Annotated in this window: 18 protein-coding genes; 15 read left to right on the top strand and 3 right to left on the bottom strand. The window is 54.8% G+C overall.

What is annotated here, in order from left to right; all coding sequences use genetic code 11:
* The first annotated feature begins 91 nt into the window (after positions 1–91).
* Positions 92–829 carry a tRNA(1)(Val) (adenine(37)-N(6))-methyltransferase TrmN gene (gene trmN, locus AC2T6E_RS19790; protein WP_260662449.1) on the top strand — a complete coding sequence of 246 codons (738 nt, stop codon included), beginning with the start codon at positions 92–94 and terminating at the stop codon, positions 827–829.
* Here the strand turns inward: trmN and nadB are convergent.
* The gene (gene nadB, locus AC2T6E_RS19785) at positions 814–2,433 is read right to left on the bottom strand and encodes an L-aspartate oxidase (RefSeq protein WP_325840598.1); all 1,620 of its coding nucleotides are present in this window, start codon (positions 2,431–2,433) and stop codon (positions 814–816) included. The genes trmN and nadB overlap by 16 nt on opposite strands.
* Positions 2,434–2,796: 363 nt before the next feature.
* Between nadB and rseD the strand changes: the two genes are divergently transcribed.
* The 12 genes from rseD (at position 2,797) to acpS (ending at position 12,193) form a co-directional block, all read left to right on the top strand.
* On the top strand, positions 2,797–2,862 hold the full coding sequence (gene rseD, locus AC2T6E_RS19780; RefSeq protein ID WP_226348011.1) for a rpoE leader peptide RseD: 66 nt from the start codon (positions 2,797–2,799) through the stop codon (positions 2,860–2,862).
* Positions 2,859–3,434, top strand: a complete 576-nt coding sequence (rpoE, locus tag AC2T6E_RS19775) for an RNA polymerase sigma factor RpoE (RefSeq protein ID WP_010434081.1) — start codon at positions 2,859–2,861, stop codon at positions 3,432–3,434. Before rseD ends, rpoE begins: the two co-directional genes overlap by 4 nt.
* Positions 3,435–3,465: 31 nt before the next feature.
* Positions 3,466–4,116 (top strand): anti-sigma-E factor RseA, encoded by a 651-nt coding sequence (gene rseA / locus AC2T6E_RS19770; protein ID WP_486692962.1) that lies wholly within the window; start codon positions 3,466–3,468, stop codon positions 4,114–4,116.
* On the top strand, positions 4,116–5,069 hold the full coding sequence (rseB, locus tag AC2T6E_RS19765) for a sigma-E factor regulatory protein RseB (protein WP_010434078.1): 954 nt from the start codon (positions 4,116–4,118) through the stop codon (positions 5,067–5,069). The genes rseA and rseB overlap by 1 nt, the downstream gene beginning before the upstream one ends.
* The gene (gene rseC, locus AC2T6E_RS19760; protein ID WP_416719308.1) at positions 5,066–5,542 is read left to right on the top strand and encodes a SoxR-reducing system protein RseC; all 477 of its coding nucleotides are present in this window, start codon (positions 5,066–5,068) and stop codon (positions 5,540–5,542) included. Before rseB ends, rseC begins: the two co-directional genes overlap by 4 nt.
* Before the next feature lie 185 nt (positions 5,543–5,727).
* Positions 5,728–7,527, top strand: a complete 1,800-nt coding sequence (gene lepA, locus AC2T6E_RS19755; protein WP_089598413.1) for a translation elongation factor 4 — start codon at positions 5,728–5,730, stop codon at positions 7,525–7,527.
* A gap of 16 nt (positions 7,528–7,543) precedes the next feature.
* Positions 7,544–8,518: a signal peptidase I gene (gene lepB, locus AC2T6E_RS19750; protein ID WP_486692959.1), complete on the top strand. Its 975-nt coding sequence runs from the start codon at positions 7,544–7,546 to the stop codon at positions 8,516–8,518.
* Between the two features lie 222 nt (positions 8,519–8,740).
* Positions 8,741–9,421 (top strand): ribonuclease III, encoded by a 681-nt coding sequence (rnc, locus tag AC2T6E_RS19745; RefSeq protein ID WP_010434072.1) that lies wholly within the window; start codon positions 8,741–8,743, stop codon positions 9,419–9,421.
* Positions 9,418–10,323 (top strand): GTPase Era, encoded by a 906-nt coding sequence (era, locus tag AC2T6E_RS19740; RefSeq protein WP_042715851.1) that lies wholly within the window; start codon positions 9,418–9,420, stop codon positions 10,321–10,323. The genes rnc and era overlap by 4 nt, the downstream gene beginning before the upstream one ends.
* A gap of 17 nt (positions 10,324–10,340) precedes the next feature.
* On the top strand, positions 10,341–11,048 hold the full coding sequence (recO, locus tag AC2T6E_RS19735; RefSeq protein WP_089598411.1) for a DNA repair protein RecO: 708 nt from the start codon (positions 10,341–10,343) through the stop codon (positions 11,046–11,048).
* 33 nt (positions 11,049–11,081) lie between these two features.
* Entirely contained in the window at positions 11,082–11,813 is a 732-nt protein-coding gene (gene pdxJ, locus AC2T6E_RS19730; protein WP_278435783.1) for a pyridoxine 5'-phosphate synthase, read from the top strand.
* Complete coding sequence (gene acpS, locus AC2T6E_RS19725) at positions 11,813–12,193, top strand: holo-ACP synthase (RefSeq protein ID WP_042715848.1); 381 nt, start codon at positions 11,813–11,815, stop codon at positions 12,191–12,193. Before pdxJ ends, acpS begins: the two co-directional genes overlap by 1 nt.
* Here the strand turns inward: acpS and AC2T6E_RS19720 are convergent.
* The gene (locus AC2T6E_RS19720) at positions 12,190–12,450 is read right to left on the bottom strand and encodes a YfhL family 4Fe-4S dicluster ferredoxin (RefSeq protein WP_010434061.1); all 261 of its coding nucleotides are present in this window, start codon (positions 12,448–12,450) and stop codon (positions 12,190–12,192) included. The two genes, acpS and AC2T6E_RS19720, sit on opposite strands and share 4 nt — an antisense overlap.
* Positions 12,451–12,496: 46 nt before the next feature.
* The gene (locus AC2T6E_RS19715) at positions 12,497–13,345 is read right to left on the bottom strand and encodes a MurR/RpiR family transcriptional regulator (protein ID WP_010434058.1); all 849 of its coding nucleotides are present in this window, start codon (positions 13,343–13,345) and stop codon (positions 12,497–12,499) included.
* A 118-nt stretch (positions 13,346–13,463) separates the two neighbouring features.
* On the opposite strand from AC2T6E_RS19715, the gene murQ reads away from it, so the two are divergent.
* Together murQ and AC2T6E_RS19705 are read left to right on the top strand one after the other, a co-directional pair.
* Positions 13,464–14,357 (top strand): N-acetylmuramic acid 6-phosphate etherase, encoded by an 894-nt coding sequence (gene murQ, locus AC2T6E_RS19710; RefSeq protein WP_182401152.1) that lies wholly within the window; start codon positions 13,464–13,466, stop codon positions 14,355–14,357.
* A gap of 11 nt (positions 14,358–14,368) precedes the next feature.
* A complete protein-coding gene (locus AC2T6E_RS19705; protein WP_278435782.1) occupies positions 14,369–15,733 on the top strand; it encodes a PTS transporter subunit EIIC in 1,365 nt (454 codons plus the stop codon).
* Positions 15,734–15,736: the final 3 nt, after the last annotated feature.

Genomic DNA, 15,736 nt, shown 5'->3' with positions numbered 1-15,736 from the left:
TGTAATCTTCATCTGTTTGTATGGATATCGCTTTTCGACCACTTCGCTTTCCCCTATGCTACTCCAGTTTCACTTAGAAGGTTGCCCTGACATGTCTCAACTCAAAGCGCAGCTGCGCCGCGATGGTTTTACGTTTAAGCAGTTTTTTGTGGCGCACGATCGCTGTGCGATGAAAGTCGGTACAGACGGTATTTTACTGGGTGCCTGGGCACCTGTCGCAGGTGTTAAGCGTATTCTTGATATCGGTACGGGCAGCGGGCTGGTGGCGTTGATGCTGGCGCAGCGCACGGAAGAACATGTCACCATTGATGCCGTCGAACTGGATGCGCAGGCCGCAGGGCAGGCGAGTGAAAATGCTGCGGAATCCCTCTGGGCACCACGCCTTTCCGTTGAGTGTGCGGATATTCTTGCCTGGGCGCCTGAGCAAACTTCACGTTACGATCTCATTGTCAGTAACCCTCCTTACTACGAACCCGGCGTGGAGTGCGGTACGCCCGAGCGCGAACGGGCTCGTTATACCGGTTCACTCGATCATAAGGCGCTGTTAACCAGTGCGGCTGAGCTGATCTCTGAAGAGGGTTTTTTCTGCGTGGTACTGCCAGAAAGTACCGGCAATAACTTTATTGAGATTGCCCGGGAGATTGGCTGGAATCTGCGTTTACGCACCGACATTTCGGACACTGAAGGGCGGTTGCCGCATCGTGTGTTGCTGGCTCTCTCACCGAAAGAAGGGGAGTGTTTCAATGACAGAATGGTCATCCGTGGGCCAGACCAGCGTTACTCCGAAGATTACACTGCTCTGACCCAGGCGTTCTATCTGTTTATGTGAGCGTGAGGAGACAAGACCGACGGGCCGGACGCTTCCAGCTGATCGGGATAGTCCAGGGTGTAATGCAGCCCGCGACTCTCTTTACGCATCATTGCGCAGCGTACGATAAGCTCCGCAACCTGTACCAGGTTGCGCAGTTCCAGCAGGTTATTGGAGACACGGAAATTGGCGTAATACTCATCAATCTCCTGCTGTAGCATCGTGATGCGGCGCAGGGCGCGTTCAAGACGTTTTGTCGTCCGTACAATCCCAACGTAGTCCCACATAAACAGCCGCAGTTCGTGCCAGTTATGCTGGATAACAACCAGTTCGTCCGGATTTTCTACACGACTTTCATCCCAGGCTGGCAAATGCTCTGTTTCACGTGCATACGGCATACGGCTGGTAATATCCTCTGCTGCAGACCATCCGTATACCAGACACTCCAGCAGCGAGTTTGAGGCCATGCGGTTCGCGCCGTGCAGGCCGGTATAACTCACTTCTCCAATGGCGTACAGGCCGTCCACGTCGGTGCGGCCGTGATCGTCAACCATCACGCCACCACAGGTATAGTGGGCTGCAGGCACAATGGGCACCGGGTCGCAGGTCAAATCGATGCCCAGGCCCAGCAGTTTTTCATAAATCATCGGGAAGTGCTGACGAATGAACTCAGCTGGCTTATGGCTGATATCCAGATACATACAATCCACGCCAAGACGTTTCATTTCATGGTCGATTGCGCGAGCGACAATATCGCGCGGGGCCAGTTCGCCCCTGGCATCAAAGTCAGGCATAAAGCGGGAGCCGTCGGGACGCTTCAGGTAAGCGCCTTCTCCGCGCAGGGCTTCCGTCAGCAGAAAATTACGCGCCTGAGGATGGAACAGGGCTGTTGGATGGAACTGATTGAACTCAAGGTTCGCCACGCGACAACCGGCACGCCAGGCCATGGCTATACCGTCTCCGGAGGCAATGTCCGGGTTAGTCGTGTACTGATACACCTTAGAAGCACCGCCTGTCGCCAGGACGACCGCTTTTGCCCGGCAGGTTTCCACCTTCTCTTTATTACGATTCCACACCCAGGCACCGACGACGCGTCGCGTGCCCGGTAGACCAATTTTATCGGAGATAATCAGGTCAACCGCATTGCTACGCTCAAGGACGCGAATATTAGGATGGCTAAGCGCTTTACTGACCAGCGTGGTTTCAACCGCTTTTCCGGTCGCGTCTGCCGCATGAAGGATCCGACGATGGCTATGTCCGCCTTCACGGGTCAGGTGGTAGCTCTCTTCACCGTTAGGCTGGACGTGGGTATCAAACAGCACCCCCTGATCGATAAGCCACTGTACGCAATGTCGGGCGTTGCTGGCGACAAACTCTGCGGCATGTTCATCCACAATCCCCGCCCCGGCAATGAGGGTGTCTTCAACGTGCGAGGCAATGCTGTCCGTTTCATCAAACACGGCCGCAATTCCGCCTTGCGCATAGAAAGTTGAACCCTCGCTCATCGGGCCCTTACTCAAGACGATCACGTTCTGGTGCTCAGCAAGGCGCAGCGCAAGGGAGAGACCAGCAGCACCGCTGCCGATGATCAGTACATCACAATGAAGTTCTGGCGTTGTGTTCATGATGTTTGTTTAATTTACTAAACAGTGTTTGGCCAGAATAGCACCTGACTGAGACGTTTCGCACGTTTTTTTTGTATGTTGTTATGGTGACTAAACGTAAAGTCAGAGCTAAACAAGAGGTAAATGAACGAAAATATTTTGCGAAGCAGATCGTTAGCTTCAGATTTTGTGGTGAAATAAAGCCGGTGTTGCGTTACTCTTCTGACGATAAAGTTGATGATTCTTGTCAGAAAGTGGGTGCGTATCGTGATCAGACTTATAATGAGAGAAAATGATCGGTCTGCGGCGCGATGAACAAAAACAAAAGCGTGACGGAACTTATTGAAGAATAGACGCTCTAAGCCAGTGCTTGCTCAAAGTACAATGCTGTTAGAGTGGCGTTTCGATAGCGCGTGGAATTTAGGTTTGGGGAGACATTACCTCGGATGAGCGAGCAGTTAACGGACCAGGTCCTGGTTGAACGGGTCCAAAAGGGAGATCAGAAAGCCTTTAACCTACTGGTGGTTCGCTACCAGCATAAGGTGGCGAGTCTGGTTTCTCGCTATGTCCCCTCGGGAGATGTTCCTGATGTGGTACAAGAGTCTTTTATTAAGGCCTATCGTGCGCTGGATTCATTCCGGGGAGATAGTGCTTTTTATACCTGGCTGTATCGCATTGCCGTGAATACAGCAAAAAATTATCTGGTCGCTCAGGGCCGTCGTCCGCCTTCTAGTGATGTGGACGCAATCGACGCCGAAAACTTCGAAAGTGGCGGCGCGTTGAAAGAAATTTCGAACCCTGAGAACTTAATGTTGTCAGAAGAACTGAGACAAATCGTTTTTCGCACGATCGAGTCGCTCCCGGAAGATTTACGCATGGCAATTACGTTACGGGAGTTGGATGGCCTAAGCTATGAAGAGATAGCGGTCATCATGGATTGTCCGGTCGGCACGGTTCGTTCACGAATTTTCCGTGCGCGAGAAGCAATTGATAATAAAGTTCAACCGCTTATCAGGCGTTGACGATAGCGGGATACTGGAAAAGGTATTAGGCATGCAGAAAGAACAACTTTCCGCTTTAATGGATGGTGAAACGCTGGATAGTGAGCTGCTCAATGAGCTGTCTCATTCTCCCGAAATGCAAGAGACCTGGGAGAGCTATCATCTCATCCGTGACACCTTACGTGGTGATACCGGCGAGGTTCCCCATTTCGATATCTCGGCTCGCGTCATGGCGGCCATCGAGAACGAGCCAGTACATCAGACCACTCCGCTGATTCCTGAAGCTCAGCCCGCGCCTCACCAGTGGCAGAAAATGCCGTTCTGGCAAAAGGTGCGTCCGTGGGCCAGCCAGCTTACCCAAATGGGTGTGGCTGCTTGCGTATCGCTTGCAGTTATCGTTGGCGTCCAGCACTATAACACTCAGTCTGAAGCCAATCAGCAGCCTGAAGCGCCAGTGTTTAATACACTGCCGATGATGGGCAAAGCCAGCCCGGTTAGCCTGGGCGTACCGGCAGATGCTTCCGCAAGCGGCGGTCAGCAACAGCAGGTACAAGAGCAGCGCCGTCGCATCAATGCGATGTTGCAGGATTATGAGTTGCAGCGTCGTCTGCACTCCGAACAGCTTCAGTTTGAGCAGGCACAAACCCAGCAGGCTGCTGTGCAAGTGCCCGGAAACCAAACTTTAGGAACGCAATCGCAGTAATGAAGCAACTTTGGTTCGCCATGTCTCTGATGACAGGTAGCCTGTTCTTCTCTGCCAACGCCTCGGCTGATGTTTCATCCGGGGCGTTGTTGCAGCAAATGAATCTGGCCAGCCAGTCACTCAATTACGAGTTGGCATTTATCAGCATTAATAAGCAGGGCGTCGAATCGTTACGCTATCGCCATGCCCGTCTTGATAACCAGCCGCTCGCCCAGCTTTTACAGATGGATGGTCCACGTCGGGAAGTGGTTCAGCGTGGCAATGAAATCAGCTACTTTGAACCTGGCCTGGAACCTTTCACTCTGAATGGCGACTATATCGTTGATTCCTTGCCATCGCTTATCTATACCGATTTCAAGCGTCTTGCGCCTTTCTACGATTTTATCGCGGTCGGCAAAACCCGCATCGCCGACAGACTCTGCGAGGTTATCCGCGTTGTTGCCAGAGACGGTACGCGTTACAGCTACATCGTCTGGATTGACGCAGAAACCAAGCTGCCAATGCGCGTTGACCTGCTCGACCGTGACGGTGAAACGCTGGAACAGTTCCGCGTCATCTCCTTCAGCGTGAATAATCAGGTGGGCAATAGCATGCAGAATCTTGCCAAAGCCAGCCTGCCGCCGCTGCTTTCTGTTCCTGCCGGTGATTCTGTGAACTTCAACTGGGTTCCTTCCTGGATCCCGCAAGGATTTAGTGAAGTCTCCAGTAGCCGTCGCCAGTTACCGACCATTGAAACGCCGGTCGAATCGCGTCTTTATTCAGACGGGTTATTCAGCTTCTCGGTGAACATCAACCGTGCAACGGCAAACAGTTCAGAACAAATGCTTCGTACCGGGCGCCGTACGGTGAGTACCACGGTACGTGATAACGCCGAGATCACCATCGTCGGGGAATTGCCGCCGCAAACGGCGAAGCGCATTTCCGACAGCATTAAATTCAGGGCTGCGCAATGATTAAAGAGTGGGCTACGGTCGTATCGTGGCAGGATGGTGTTGCGTTGGTGAGCTGTGACGTAAAAGCATCATGTAACAGTTGCGCGTCCAGAGCGGGTTGCGGCAGTCGCGTGCTCAACAAGCTGGGGCCGCAAACGTCGCATACGATCGCCGTCCCGAGCGAACAGCCGCTGGTGGCAGGGCAAAAGGTGGAACTGGGCATCGCAGAAGGCAGTCTGTTGACCTCCGCGATGCTGGTTTATCTCTCCCCACTGGTTGGTTTGTTTGTTATGGGCGGTATTTTCCAGACGTTGTTTGGCACCGATTTGGCTGCCATGTGTGGTGCTGCACTGGGTGGCGTAGGTGGATTTTGGCTTGCCAAAGGCCTGTCGCCAAAGCTCGCTGCACGTGAAGAGTGGCAACCCGTTATCCTCAATGTTGCACTCGCGCCTGACCAGCTTCGTGTCGAGACGCTCTCTTCTGAAGCCCGGTGATCCACCGGGCTTTATCATTATTTACATCTCAAAAAAGAAAACGCCGTTTCTTCGCGCTATGCTTGGCTCTAAGTGCATTTCCAGGTTGCGGGGATGTAGTGTAGAATGCTGCGTTTTCGCACTGAAAAACGTCAGGCTAAGAACAGCGGCCTCCAGGAATTCGTAAGGCATAATTATTTAACTATATGAAGAACATACGTAACTTTTCGATCATTGCTCACATTGACCACGGTAAGTCGACGCTGTCTGACCGTATTATCCAGATTTGCGGTGGCCTGTCTGATCGTGAAATGGCAGCCCAGGTACTGGACTCCATGGACCTGGAACGCGAACGCGGTATCACCATTAAAGCGCAGAGCGTGACGCTCGACTATAAAGCGACCGACGGTGAAACCTACCAACTGAACTTTATCGACACCCCTGGCCACGTTGACTTCTCCTATGAAGTTTCACGCTCGCTGGCGGCCTGTGAAGGCGCGCTGCTTGTGGTCGATGCCGGGCAGGGCGTAGAAGCCCAGACCCTGGCGAACTGCTACACCGCGATGGAAATGGATCTCGAGGTCGTGCCGGTTCTGAACAAAATTGACTTGCCTGCCGCCGATCCTGAGCGCGTAGCGGAAGAGATTGAAGACATCGTCGGCATTGATGCGACCGACGCGGTACGCTGCTCGGCGAAAACCGGCGTCGGTGTTCCCGATGTGCTGGAACGTCTGGTGCGTGATATTCCGCCACCGGAAGGTGACCCGGAAGCGCCGCTGCAGGCGCTGATCATCGACTCCTGGTTCGATAACTACCTTGGCGTTGTTTCGCTGGTGCGTATCAAAAACGGGACCATGCGTAAAGGCGACAAAATTAAGGTCATGAGTACCGGCCAGGTCTACAACGCTGACCGTCTGGGTATCTTCACGCCAAAACAGGTTGACCGTACCGAGCTGAAATGCGGCGAGGTAGGCTGGCTGGTCTGCGCGATTAAAGACATCCTCGGTGCTCCGGTGGGCGATACGCTGACGCTGGCACGTAACCCGGCGGACAAAGCGCTGCCAGGCTTTAAAAAGGTGAAGCCGCAGGTTTACGCGGGCCTGTTCCCGGTCAGCTCTGACGACTACGAAAACTTCCGTGATGCGCTCGGTAAGCTGAGCCTGAACGATGCTTCCCTGTTCTACGAACCAGAAAGTTCAACGGCGCTGGGCTTCGGTTTCCGCTGTGGCTTCCTTGGCCTGCTGCATATGGAGATCATTCAGGAACGTCTGGAGCGTGAATACGATCTGGATCTGATCACCACCGCACCGACCGTAGTGTATGAAGTGGAAACCACCTCGAAAGAAGTGATCTACGTCGACAGCCCGTCCAAGCTGCCGCCGCTGAACAATATTCACGAGCTGCGTGAGCCTATTGCTGAGTGTCACATGCTGCTGCCGCAGGAGTTCCTGGGCAACGTCATCACGCTCTGTATTGAGAAGCGTGGCGTGCAGACCAACATGGTTTACCATGGTAACCAGGTGGCGCTGACCTACGAAATCCCGATGGCGGAAGTGGTCCTCGACTTCTTCGACCGTCTGAAGTCGACCTCCCGTGGCTATGCGTCACTGGATTACAACTTCAAGCGTTTCCAGGCCTCTAACATGGTGCGTGTGGACGTGCTGATCAACAGCGAGCGCGTCGATGCGCTGGCGCTGATCACCCACAACGACAACGCGCCATACCGTGGTCGTGAGCTGGTTGAGAAGATGAAAGAGCTGATCCCGCGTCAGCAATTTGACATCGCGATTCAGGCGGCCATTGGTAACCACATCATCGCCCGTTCTACCGTTAAACAGCTGCGTAAAAACGTCCTGGCAAAATGCTACGGCGGTGACGTCAGCCGTAAGAAAAAGCTGCTGCAGAAGCAGAAAGACGGTAAGAAGCGTATGAAGCAGGTCGGTAACGTTGAGCTGCCGCAGGAAGCATTCCTTGCCATTCTTCATGTTGGTAAAGACGGCAAATAACCCTTAAGGAGTTGGCATGGCGAACATGTTTGCCCTGATCCTGGTCATCGCTACCCTGGTGACAGGTCTGCTGTGGTGTCTGGATAAGTTTATCTTCGCCCCAAAACGCCGTGAACGTCAGGCTGCCGCACAGGCAGCCACTGGCGATGGGCTTGATGCGAAAACCCTGAAGAAAGTTGGCCCGAAACCGGGCTGGCTGGAAACGGGAGCCTCGGTATTTCCGGTGCTGGCAATTGTGCTGGTGGTGCGTTCGTTCATTTACGAGCCTTTCCAGATCCCATCAGGTTCCATGATGCCAACACTGCTGATTGGCGATTTTATTCTGGTTGAGAAGTTTGCCTACGGCATTAAAGATCCGATCTACCAGAAAACGCTGATCGAAACCGGTCATCCGAAACGTGGCGATATCGTGGTGTTTAAATACCCGGAAGATCCGCGACTGGACTACATCAAGCGCGCGGTGGGTCTGCCGGGTGATAAAGTTACCTACGATCCGGCCTCGAAGGAAGTCACCGTTCAGCCGGGCTGCAGTTCCGGTACCGCATGTGAAAACGCGCTGGCCATCACCTACTCAAACGTTGAGCCAAGTGATTTTGTGCAGACCTTTGCCCGTCGTAACGGCGGTGAAGCGACCAGCGGCTTCTTCCAGGTACCGAAAGGCGAGACCAAAGAGAACGGCATCCGCCTGGTTGAGCGCAAAGAGACGCTGGGTGATGTCACCCATCGTATCCTGACGGTACCAATCGCGCAGGATCAAGTGGGTATGTATTACCAGCAGCCGGGTCAGCAGCTTGCCAGCTGGATCGTACCGCCAGGTCATTACTTCATGATGGGCGATAACCGCGATAACTCTGCCGATAGCCGCTACTGGGGCTTTGTGCCGGAAGCGAATCTGGTGGGTAAAGCGACGGCGATCTGGATGAGTTTTGAGAAGCAGGAAGGCGAATGGCCGACCGGGGTACGCCTGAATCGTATTGGCGGGATCCATTAATTCTCACGAAAAGAGCACGTAGCCGCATTATTTCGCGGCTACGTGAATTATTTCCACGATAAATCTCTTCGAACTAACGACATCCCTTGTCGTTGTGTATAGAATATTCCCCCGAAGTTTAAGGTTGGCCCTGCAAGGGAGCCACGGCACACGAAACCGCGTTGGTTTTCTCAGGTCGGTTTCGTGTGCTGCATTTTTGACGCATTCATTTATTGGTATCGCATGAACCCCATCGTAATTAATCGGCTTCAACGGAAGCTGGGCTACACTTTTCATCATCAGGAGTTGTTGCAACAGGCATTAACCCACCGCAGTGCCAGCAGCAAACACAATGAGCGCCTCGAGTTTTTAGGTGACTCTATTTTAAGTTTCGTGATTGCGAATGCGCTTTATCATCGTTTCCCGCGTGTGGACGAGGGTGATATGAGCCGCATGCGTGCCACGCTGGTTCGGGGTAATACCCTTGCGGAAATCGCGCGTGAATTTGAACTGGGCGAATGTCTGCGTCTTGGACCGGGTGAACTGAAAAGCGGCGGCTTTCGTCGTGAATCTATTCTTGCCGATACGGTCGAAGCATTAATTGGTGGTGTGTTCCTGGACAGCGATATCCAGACCGTAGAAAAGCTGATCCTGAACTGGTATCAGAGCCGTCTGGACGAAATCAGTCCGGGCGATAAACAAAAAGATCCGAAAACGCGTCTGCAGGAATATTTGCAGGGTCGTCATCTGCCGCTGCCATCCTATCTGGTGGTGCAGGTACGTGGCGAAGCGCACGATCAGGAATTTACCATCCATTGCCAGGTCAGTGGCCTGAGTGAACCGGTGGTGGGCACAGGTTCAAGCCGTCGTAAGGCTGAACAGGCTGCCGCCGAACAGGCGTTAAAAATGCTGGAGCTGGAATGAGCATCGACAAAACCTATTGCGGATTTATTGCCATCGTCGGACGTCCGAACGTTGGTAAATCCACCCTGCTGAATAATCTGCTTGGGCAGAAGATTTCCATCACCTCGCGTAAGGCGCAGACCACGCGTCACCGCATCGTCGGCATCCATACTGAAGGCGCGTATCAGGCGATCTACGTCGATACCCCGGGCCTGCACATGGAAGAGAAGCGTGCCATCAACCGTCTGATGAACAAGGCGGCGAGCAGCTCGATTGGCGACGTAGAGCTGGTGATTTTCGTTGTTGAAGGCACCCGCTGGACGCCGGACGACGAGATGGTGCTGAACAAGCTGCGTGACGGCAAAACGCCGGTCATTCTCGCGGTCAACAAAGTTGATAACGTGCAGGAAAAGGCCGACCTGCTGCCGCATCTGCAGTGGCTCGGAAGCCAGATGAACTTCCTCGACATCGTTCCGCTGTCTGCTGAGACCGGCCTGAATGTGGATACCATCGCGGGCATCGTGCGTAAGCATCTGCCGGAAGCGATTCATCACTTCCCGGAAGACTACATCACCGATCGCTCTCAGCGCTTTATGGCGTCTGAAATCATCCGTGAAAAGCTGATGCGTTTCCTGGGCGCTGAACTGCCGTACTCTGTGACGGTGGAGATCGAGCGTTTCCAGACCAACGAACGCGGTGGCTACGACATCAACGGCCTGATCCTCGTTGAGCGCGAAGGGCAGAAGAAGATGGTGATCGGCAACAAAGGCGCCAAGATAAAAACCATCGGTATCGAAGCCCGTAAGGACATGATGGAGATGTTCGAAGCGCCGGTTCACCTCGAACTGTGGGTGAAAGTGAAATCTGGCTGGGCCGATGATGAGCGTGCTCTGCGCAGCCTCGGTTACGGCGAAGATCAGTAAACAAAGACGACGAGTATATGGAAGGTTGGCAGCGTGCCTTCGTTCTCCATAGTCGTCCCTGGAGCGAAACCAGCCTTATGCTGGACGTCTTCACGGAAGAGTCGGGCCGCGTGCGCCTTGTTGCGAAAGGCGCACGTTCCAAACGTTCTAACCTGAAAGGTGCCTTACAGCCTTTCACCCCGCTGCTGGTACGCTTTGGCGGGCGAGGGGAAGTCAAAACCCTGCGCAGCGCTGAAGCCGTCTCTCTGGCGCTTCCCCTTTCTGGCATCACGCTCTACAGCGGTCTGTATGTCAACGAACTCATTTCTCGCGTCCTTGAACATGAGACTCGCTTCTCGGAACTTTTCTTCGATTATCTGCACTGTATCCAGGCACTTGCTGGCGCAACCGGCACACCCGAGCCTGCGCTGCGCCGCTTCGAACTGGCGCTGCTGGGCCATCTCGGGTACGGCGTAGATTTTCTGCACTGTGCGGGTAGCGGGGACGAGGTAGAAGACACTATGACCTACCGCTACCGTGAAGAAAAAGGCTTTATCGCCAGTATCGTAATAGACAACAGCACTTTTACCGGGCGCCAGCTCCGGGCGCTGTATGAGCGCGAGTTTCCCGATCAGGACACCCTGCGCGCAGCAAAACGCTTTACCCGGATTGCCCTCAAGCCGTATCTTGGCGGCAAGCCCTTAAAGAGCCGCGAATTATTCAGGCAGTTTGTGCCGAAACGTTAGACCACAGAATCGAAAAGAAAACCGAGGATTGTCATGGCTGAATTACTGTTAGGCGTCAACATCGATCACATCGCCACGCTGCGTAATGCGCGCGGCACGGCGTATCCCGATCCGGTTCAGGCGGCGTTTATCGCTGAACAGGCTGGCGCTGACGGCATTACCGTTCACCTGCGTGAAGACCGTCGCCATATTACTGACCGCGACGTGCGCATTCTGCGCCAGACGCTGGACACCCGTATGAATCTGGAGATGGCGGTCACCGAAGAGATGCTGACCATTGCCTGCGAGACCCAACCGCATTTCTGCTGTCTGGTGCCGGAAAAACGCCAGGAAGTGACCACCGAAGGCGGTCTGGATGTGGCCGGGCAGCTCGACAAAATGCGCGATGCCTGCAAACGTCTGGCAGATGCCGGTATCCTGGTTTCTCTGTTTATCGACGCTGATTTCACCCAGATTAAAGCGGCGGCCGACGTGGGCGCACAGTATATCGAAATTCACACCGGCTGCTATGCCGATGCCAAAAACGACGCCGAGCAGGCGAAAGAGCTGGAGCGTATCGCCAAAGCGGCCACGTATGCCTCAAGCCTGGGCCTGAAGGTTAATGCCGGTCACGGCCTAACCTATCACAACGTGAAGGCCATTGCCGCGCTGCCGGAAATGCACGAGCTGAACATCGGCCACGCCATCATTGGTCGTGCGGTGATGAGCGGTCTGAAAGAGGCGGTTTCAGAAATGAAACGCCTGATGCAGGAAGCGCGTCAGTAATGGCCATTCTGGGCTTAGGCACCGATATCGTTGAAATAGCCCGCATTGAAGCGGTGATCGCCCGTAGCGGCGATCGCCTCGCAAGACGCGTGCTGAGCGATAACGAATGGGCCATCTGGGAGGCGCATCAGCAGCCGGTGCGTTTTCTGGCGAAGCGCTTTGCGGTTAAAGAGGCGGCAGCTAAAGCCTTCGGAACCGGCATTCGCAACGGCCTGGCGTTTAACCAGTTCGAAGTGTTTAACGATGAGCTGGGCAAACCGAGCCTGCGTCTGTGGGGGGAAGCGCAAAAGCTGGCGGAAAAGCTGGGGGTGAATCACATGCACGTGACGCTCGCCGATGAACGCCACTACGCCTGCGCAACGGTGATCATTGAAAGCTAGAGTTTGTCTGCATGATGCATCAGGACAAACTTATCCCATAACTGCTCTTCGTTCTCGACGTGGGCCGGATCCTTCAGGATAGTATTCGGGATCGGGCACACTTTCTGACAGGTCGGCGTTTCATAGTGGCCGATGCATTCCGTGCAGCGGTCGCTGTTAATCTCATAAATGCTGTCGCCCATCGAAATCGCCTGGTTCGGGCATTCGGGCTCGCACATATCGCAATTAATGCATTTTTTGGTAATTAACAGCGCCATCAGGAAATTCTCAGAAACAACACAAACTGGGCGGGCATTATACGCGTCAAACCAGTTTCTTTACCAGTTCTTCGCTGTGACGAATGCGTTCGGGCGCGCGCTCAAGATCCTGCTGCACCAGCGCCATAAACAGCAGATCCGTCAGCATCATTTGAGCACTGGTGGACGAAATAGCCGCGCTGCGCGTGGCCTGCTCCTCGGCAATGGTATATAAACAGCGCGTTGCCCGCTGCTGGAGCGCGTTTGGCGTAAAACCCGTGATCGCCAGAATTTTACCGCCGACGCGCAGCGCTTCATCGGTCGCCATATTGATCTCTCGACGTTCACCGGAATAAGAGATCGCCAGCAGTAAATCGTCAGGATCCATCGCCTGAACGGTGGCGAGCAGGGCGTGCATGTCCTGCTCCACTATCGCGTTGTAACCGATCTTCGTCAGCTTCCAGCCAAAGTTACGCGCCACTAGCCCGGATGCACCTATCCCGGTAAGAATAATGCGCCGTGCCGCGCGCAGCATCGCCACGCTTTCCAGCAGCTTCTCTTCGGTATTCACATCCAGTGTCGCATGCATGGCCGCCACGTTCTCTTTGATCAGCTTTTCGCCCACCAGACGCATCGGGTCATCGCCCCGGATCTGATTATGCACCGGCATCGACTGCGGATTGGGGTTACTCACCAGCGCTTCGCTGATCGCCAGCTTGAGGGCCGGAAAGCCCTTAAACCCGATTTTCTGGGCAAACTTCACCACGCTGGACTGGCTCACACCCGCCTCACTCGCCAGCTGCTGCGAGCTAAGATGGCGCGCGTGATCGGGTTGAGAAAGTAGAAAATCCGCCAGCTTCTTGTCGCTTTGGGCAAAGCCTGCATAACGCTGGCGAATGCGAATTAAACAGTTCATACGGTCTCCTGGCGAAAATGTGATTATCTGCTCAAATACGAATTTTGCTCGCCTGAATGAATTTTATATTCCACTATAGTGTGATTATTATGAATTAAAAATTCTTGAGGTACAAAAAATGAATCTTGGCTCACTGGTTTCTGAAACGCGTAACCCGCAAACCATGGATCTTGACGCACTCTCCACGCTGGAGCTGGTTAACCGCTTTAATCAACAGGATACGCTGGTCGCGCAGGCAGTGAAAGAGACATTACCAGAGGTGGCGAAGGCGGTTGATGCGGCCGCAGCTGCGCTAAAGGCCGATGGACGCATTATTTACATGGGCGCGGGCACCAGCGGACGTTTGGGGGTTCTGGATGCCTCCGAATGTCCGCCAACCTTTGGCGTTCCGCACGGCCTGGTGATCGGGCTGATTGCCGGTGGCCCAGGCGCGCTGCTGAAAGCCGTTGAAGGGGCGGAAGACAACAAACAGCTCGGTGAAGATGATCTCAAAGCGCTGAACCTGACCGCGCAGGATCTGGTGGTTGGGCTGGCGGCATCCGGGCGCACGCCGTACGTCATTGGCGGCCTGGAATACGCCAACCAGACAGGCTGCACGACGGTTGCCATCTCCTGTAACCCGGGCTCGCCGATTGCCCAGGTGGCCGCTATCGCCATCTCTCCGGTTGTCGGGCCGGAAGCGCTGACCGGTTCCACGCGCCTGAAATCCGGGACCGCGCAAAAGCTGGTGCTCAATATGATCTCCACCGGCGCGATGGTGAAGTTCGGCAAGGTTTATCAGAACCTGATGGTCGATATGCAGGCCACCAACGTCAAGCTGGTGGACAGAGCCTGCCGCATGGTGATGGAGGCGACAGGCGCAGGCCGTGAAGAGGCGGAAGCGGTCCTGAAACAAACCGATCACGATGTTAAACCGGCCATTCTGATGATCTTAAGCGGGCTGGACGCCGCGGCGGCGAGAGCCAAACTCGATGCGCATAACGGGTTCTTACGGGCTGCATTAGAAAACTAACAGAGGCGTGTATGGAAAAGACAGCAGCGCTCGCCAGCGGCATCCTGCAGGGGATCGGCGGAGAAAAGAATATCCAGCGTCTGGAAAACTGCATGACGCGCGTGCGCGTCGAGGTGCATAACGACGACGATCTTGATCTACCGCGCCTGAAGCAACTCCCCGGCGTAAGTGGATACGTCAAACAGGGGCAGCAGCACCAGCTTATTGTCGGGCCGGGAAAAGCGGCGCAGGTTGTTGATGCCATGCGCGCGCTGATGGTTGGTGGTGAGGCGACGGCCTCATTTGACGATGCCGAAAGCACCAAAGCGCAGGCAAAAGCCAAATACAAGGCGCCAATGAGCGATGCGCTGCGACAGCTGGCAAACGTCTTTATCCCGCTGATCCCGGCGTTTATTGCTTCGGGCCTGATCACCGGCATTATCAATATCCTCAAGCGGCCGGATATCGTCGGGGATTTTGCCACGCAGTATCCAAACCTGCTGGGGATCCTTGGGATCTTCGGCAGCGCAGTTTTCGCCATCATGAACATTCTGGTCGGGGTGAATACCGCGAAGGTGTTTGGCGGATCGCTGGCCATGGGCGGGGTAATGGCGGGCATCTTGTCCAGCCCGCAGCTGGCGCAGATCACGCTGTTTGGTGAGGCGCTCCAGCCCGGGCGCGGTGGGGTGATTGCCGTGCTGCTGGTGGTCATCCTGATGTGCTGGATTGAGAAAAGGCTCCGTGCGATCCTGCCAGGCTCGATTGAGCTTATCCTCAACCCGCTGCTGACCACGCTTATTACCGGTAGCGTCGCGGTGGTGGCACTCCAGCCGTTAGGCGGCTGGATCTCAGAAGCCATCGCCCACGGTGCGTCTCTGGCTATCGACCGTGGTGGCCTGCTGGTGGGGGCGGTGCTCTCTGGTACCTTCCTGCCGCTGGTGCTGACCGGCCTGCATCAGGGGCTGGTGCCGATCCACGTCGAGCTGGTGCAGGCGCACGGCTATAACGCGCTGCTGCCTATCCTGTCGATGGCGGGCGTGGGGCAGGTCGGCGCGGCGATTGCCGTACTGATGAAAACCCGCAACGCGCGACTGAAAAAAGTGATTAAAGGCGCGCTCCCGGTCGGGTTGCTCGGCATCGGCGAGCCGCTGATTTTTGGCGTTACGCTGCCGCTGGGGAAACCTTTCCTCGCAGCCTGTCTGGGCGGCGCGGTGGGCGGGGCGCTCATTAGCTACTGGAAAGTGGCGACGGTGATCACCTTTGGACTTTCCGGTTTACCGCTGGCATTAACCATCGTGACCGGAAAAATGATGCTCTATCTGTTAGGCTATTTAGTAGCGGTAATCGCCGGGTTCCTGTTTACCTGGCTGTTAGGATTCAACGACCCAGAGGAGTAAGGT

Source organism: Enterobacter sp. B79-1 (genome assembly GCF_057444735.1).
Note: the sequence above shows the minus strand (reverse complement) of the source record. Positions and strands in the feature narration are given on the sequence as shown.

What these genes read in the sequence shown, in the direction of transcription:
- rpoE (WP_010434081.1), top strand. Translation starts at nt 2,859, where the DNA reads ATGAGCGAGCAGTTAACGGACCAGGTCCTGGTTGAACGGGTCCAAAAG.
- pdxJ (WP_278435783.1), top strand. Translation starts at nt 11,082, where the DNA reads ATGGCTGAATTACTGTTAGGCGTCAACATCGATCACATCGCCACGCTG.
- lepA (WP_089598413.1), top strand. Translation starts at nt 5,728, where the DNA reads ATGAAGAACATACGTAACTTTTCGATCATTGCTCACATTGACCACGGT.
- rseC (WP_416719308.1), top strand. Translation starts at nt 5,066, where the DNA reads ATGATTAAAGAGTGGGCTACGGTCGTATCGTGGCAGGATGGTGTTGCG.
- recO (WP_089598411.1), top strand. Translation starts at nt 10,341, where the DNA reads ATGGAAGGTTGGCAGCGTGCCTTCGTTCTCCATAGTCGTCCCTGGAGC.
- lepB (WP_486692959.1), top strand. Translation starts at nt 7,544, where the DNA reads ATGGCGAACATGTTTGCCCTGATCCTGGTCATCGCTACCCTGGTGACA.
- rseB (WP_010434078.1), top strand. Translation starts at nt 4,116, where the DNA reads ATGAAGCAACTTTGGTTCGCCATGTCTCTGATGACAGGTAGCCTGTTC.
- trmN (WP_260662449.1), top strand. Translation starts at nt 92, where the DNA reads ATGTCTCAACTCAAAGCGCAGCTGCGCCGCGATGGTTTTACGTTTAAG.
- AC2T6E_RS19705 (WP_278435782.1), top strand. Translation starts at nt 14,369, where the DNA reads ATGGAAAAGACAGCAGCGCTCGCCAGCGGCATCCTGCAGGGGATCGGC.
- acpS (WP_042715848.1), top strand. Translation starts at nt 11,813, where the DNA reads ATGGCCATTCTGGGCTTAGGCACCGATATCGTTGAAATAGCCCGCATT.
- rnc (WP_010434072.1), top strand. Translation starts at nt 8,741, where the DNA reads ATGAACCCCATCGTAATTAATCGGCTTCAACGGAAGCTGGGCTACACT.
- nadB (WP_325840598.1), bottom strand. Translation starts at nt 2,433, where the DNA reads ATGAACACAACGCCAGAACTTCATTGTGATGTACTGATCATCGGCAGC.
- AC2T6E_RS19720 (WP_010434061.1), bottom strand. Translation starts at nt 12,450, where the DNA reads ATGGCGCTGTTAATTACCAAAAAATGCATTAATTGCGATATGTGCGAG.
- murQ (WP_182401152.1), top strand. Translation starts at nt 13,464, where the DNA reads ATGAATCTTGGCTCACTGGTTTCTGAAACGCGTAACCCGCAAACCATG.
- AC2T6E_RS19715 (WP_010434058.1), bottom strand. Translation starts at nt 13,345, where the DNA reads ATGAACTGTTTAATTCGCATTCGCCAGCGTTATGCAGGCTTTGCCCAA.
- rseA (WP_486692962.1), top strand. Translation starts at nt 3,466, where the DNA reads ATGCAGAAAGAACAACTTTCCGCTTTAATGGATGGTGAAACGCTGGAT.
- era (WP_042715851.1), top strand. Translation starts at nt 9,418, where the DNA reads ATGAGCATCGACAAAACCTATTGCGGATTTATTGCCATCGTCGGACGT.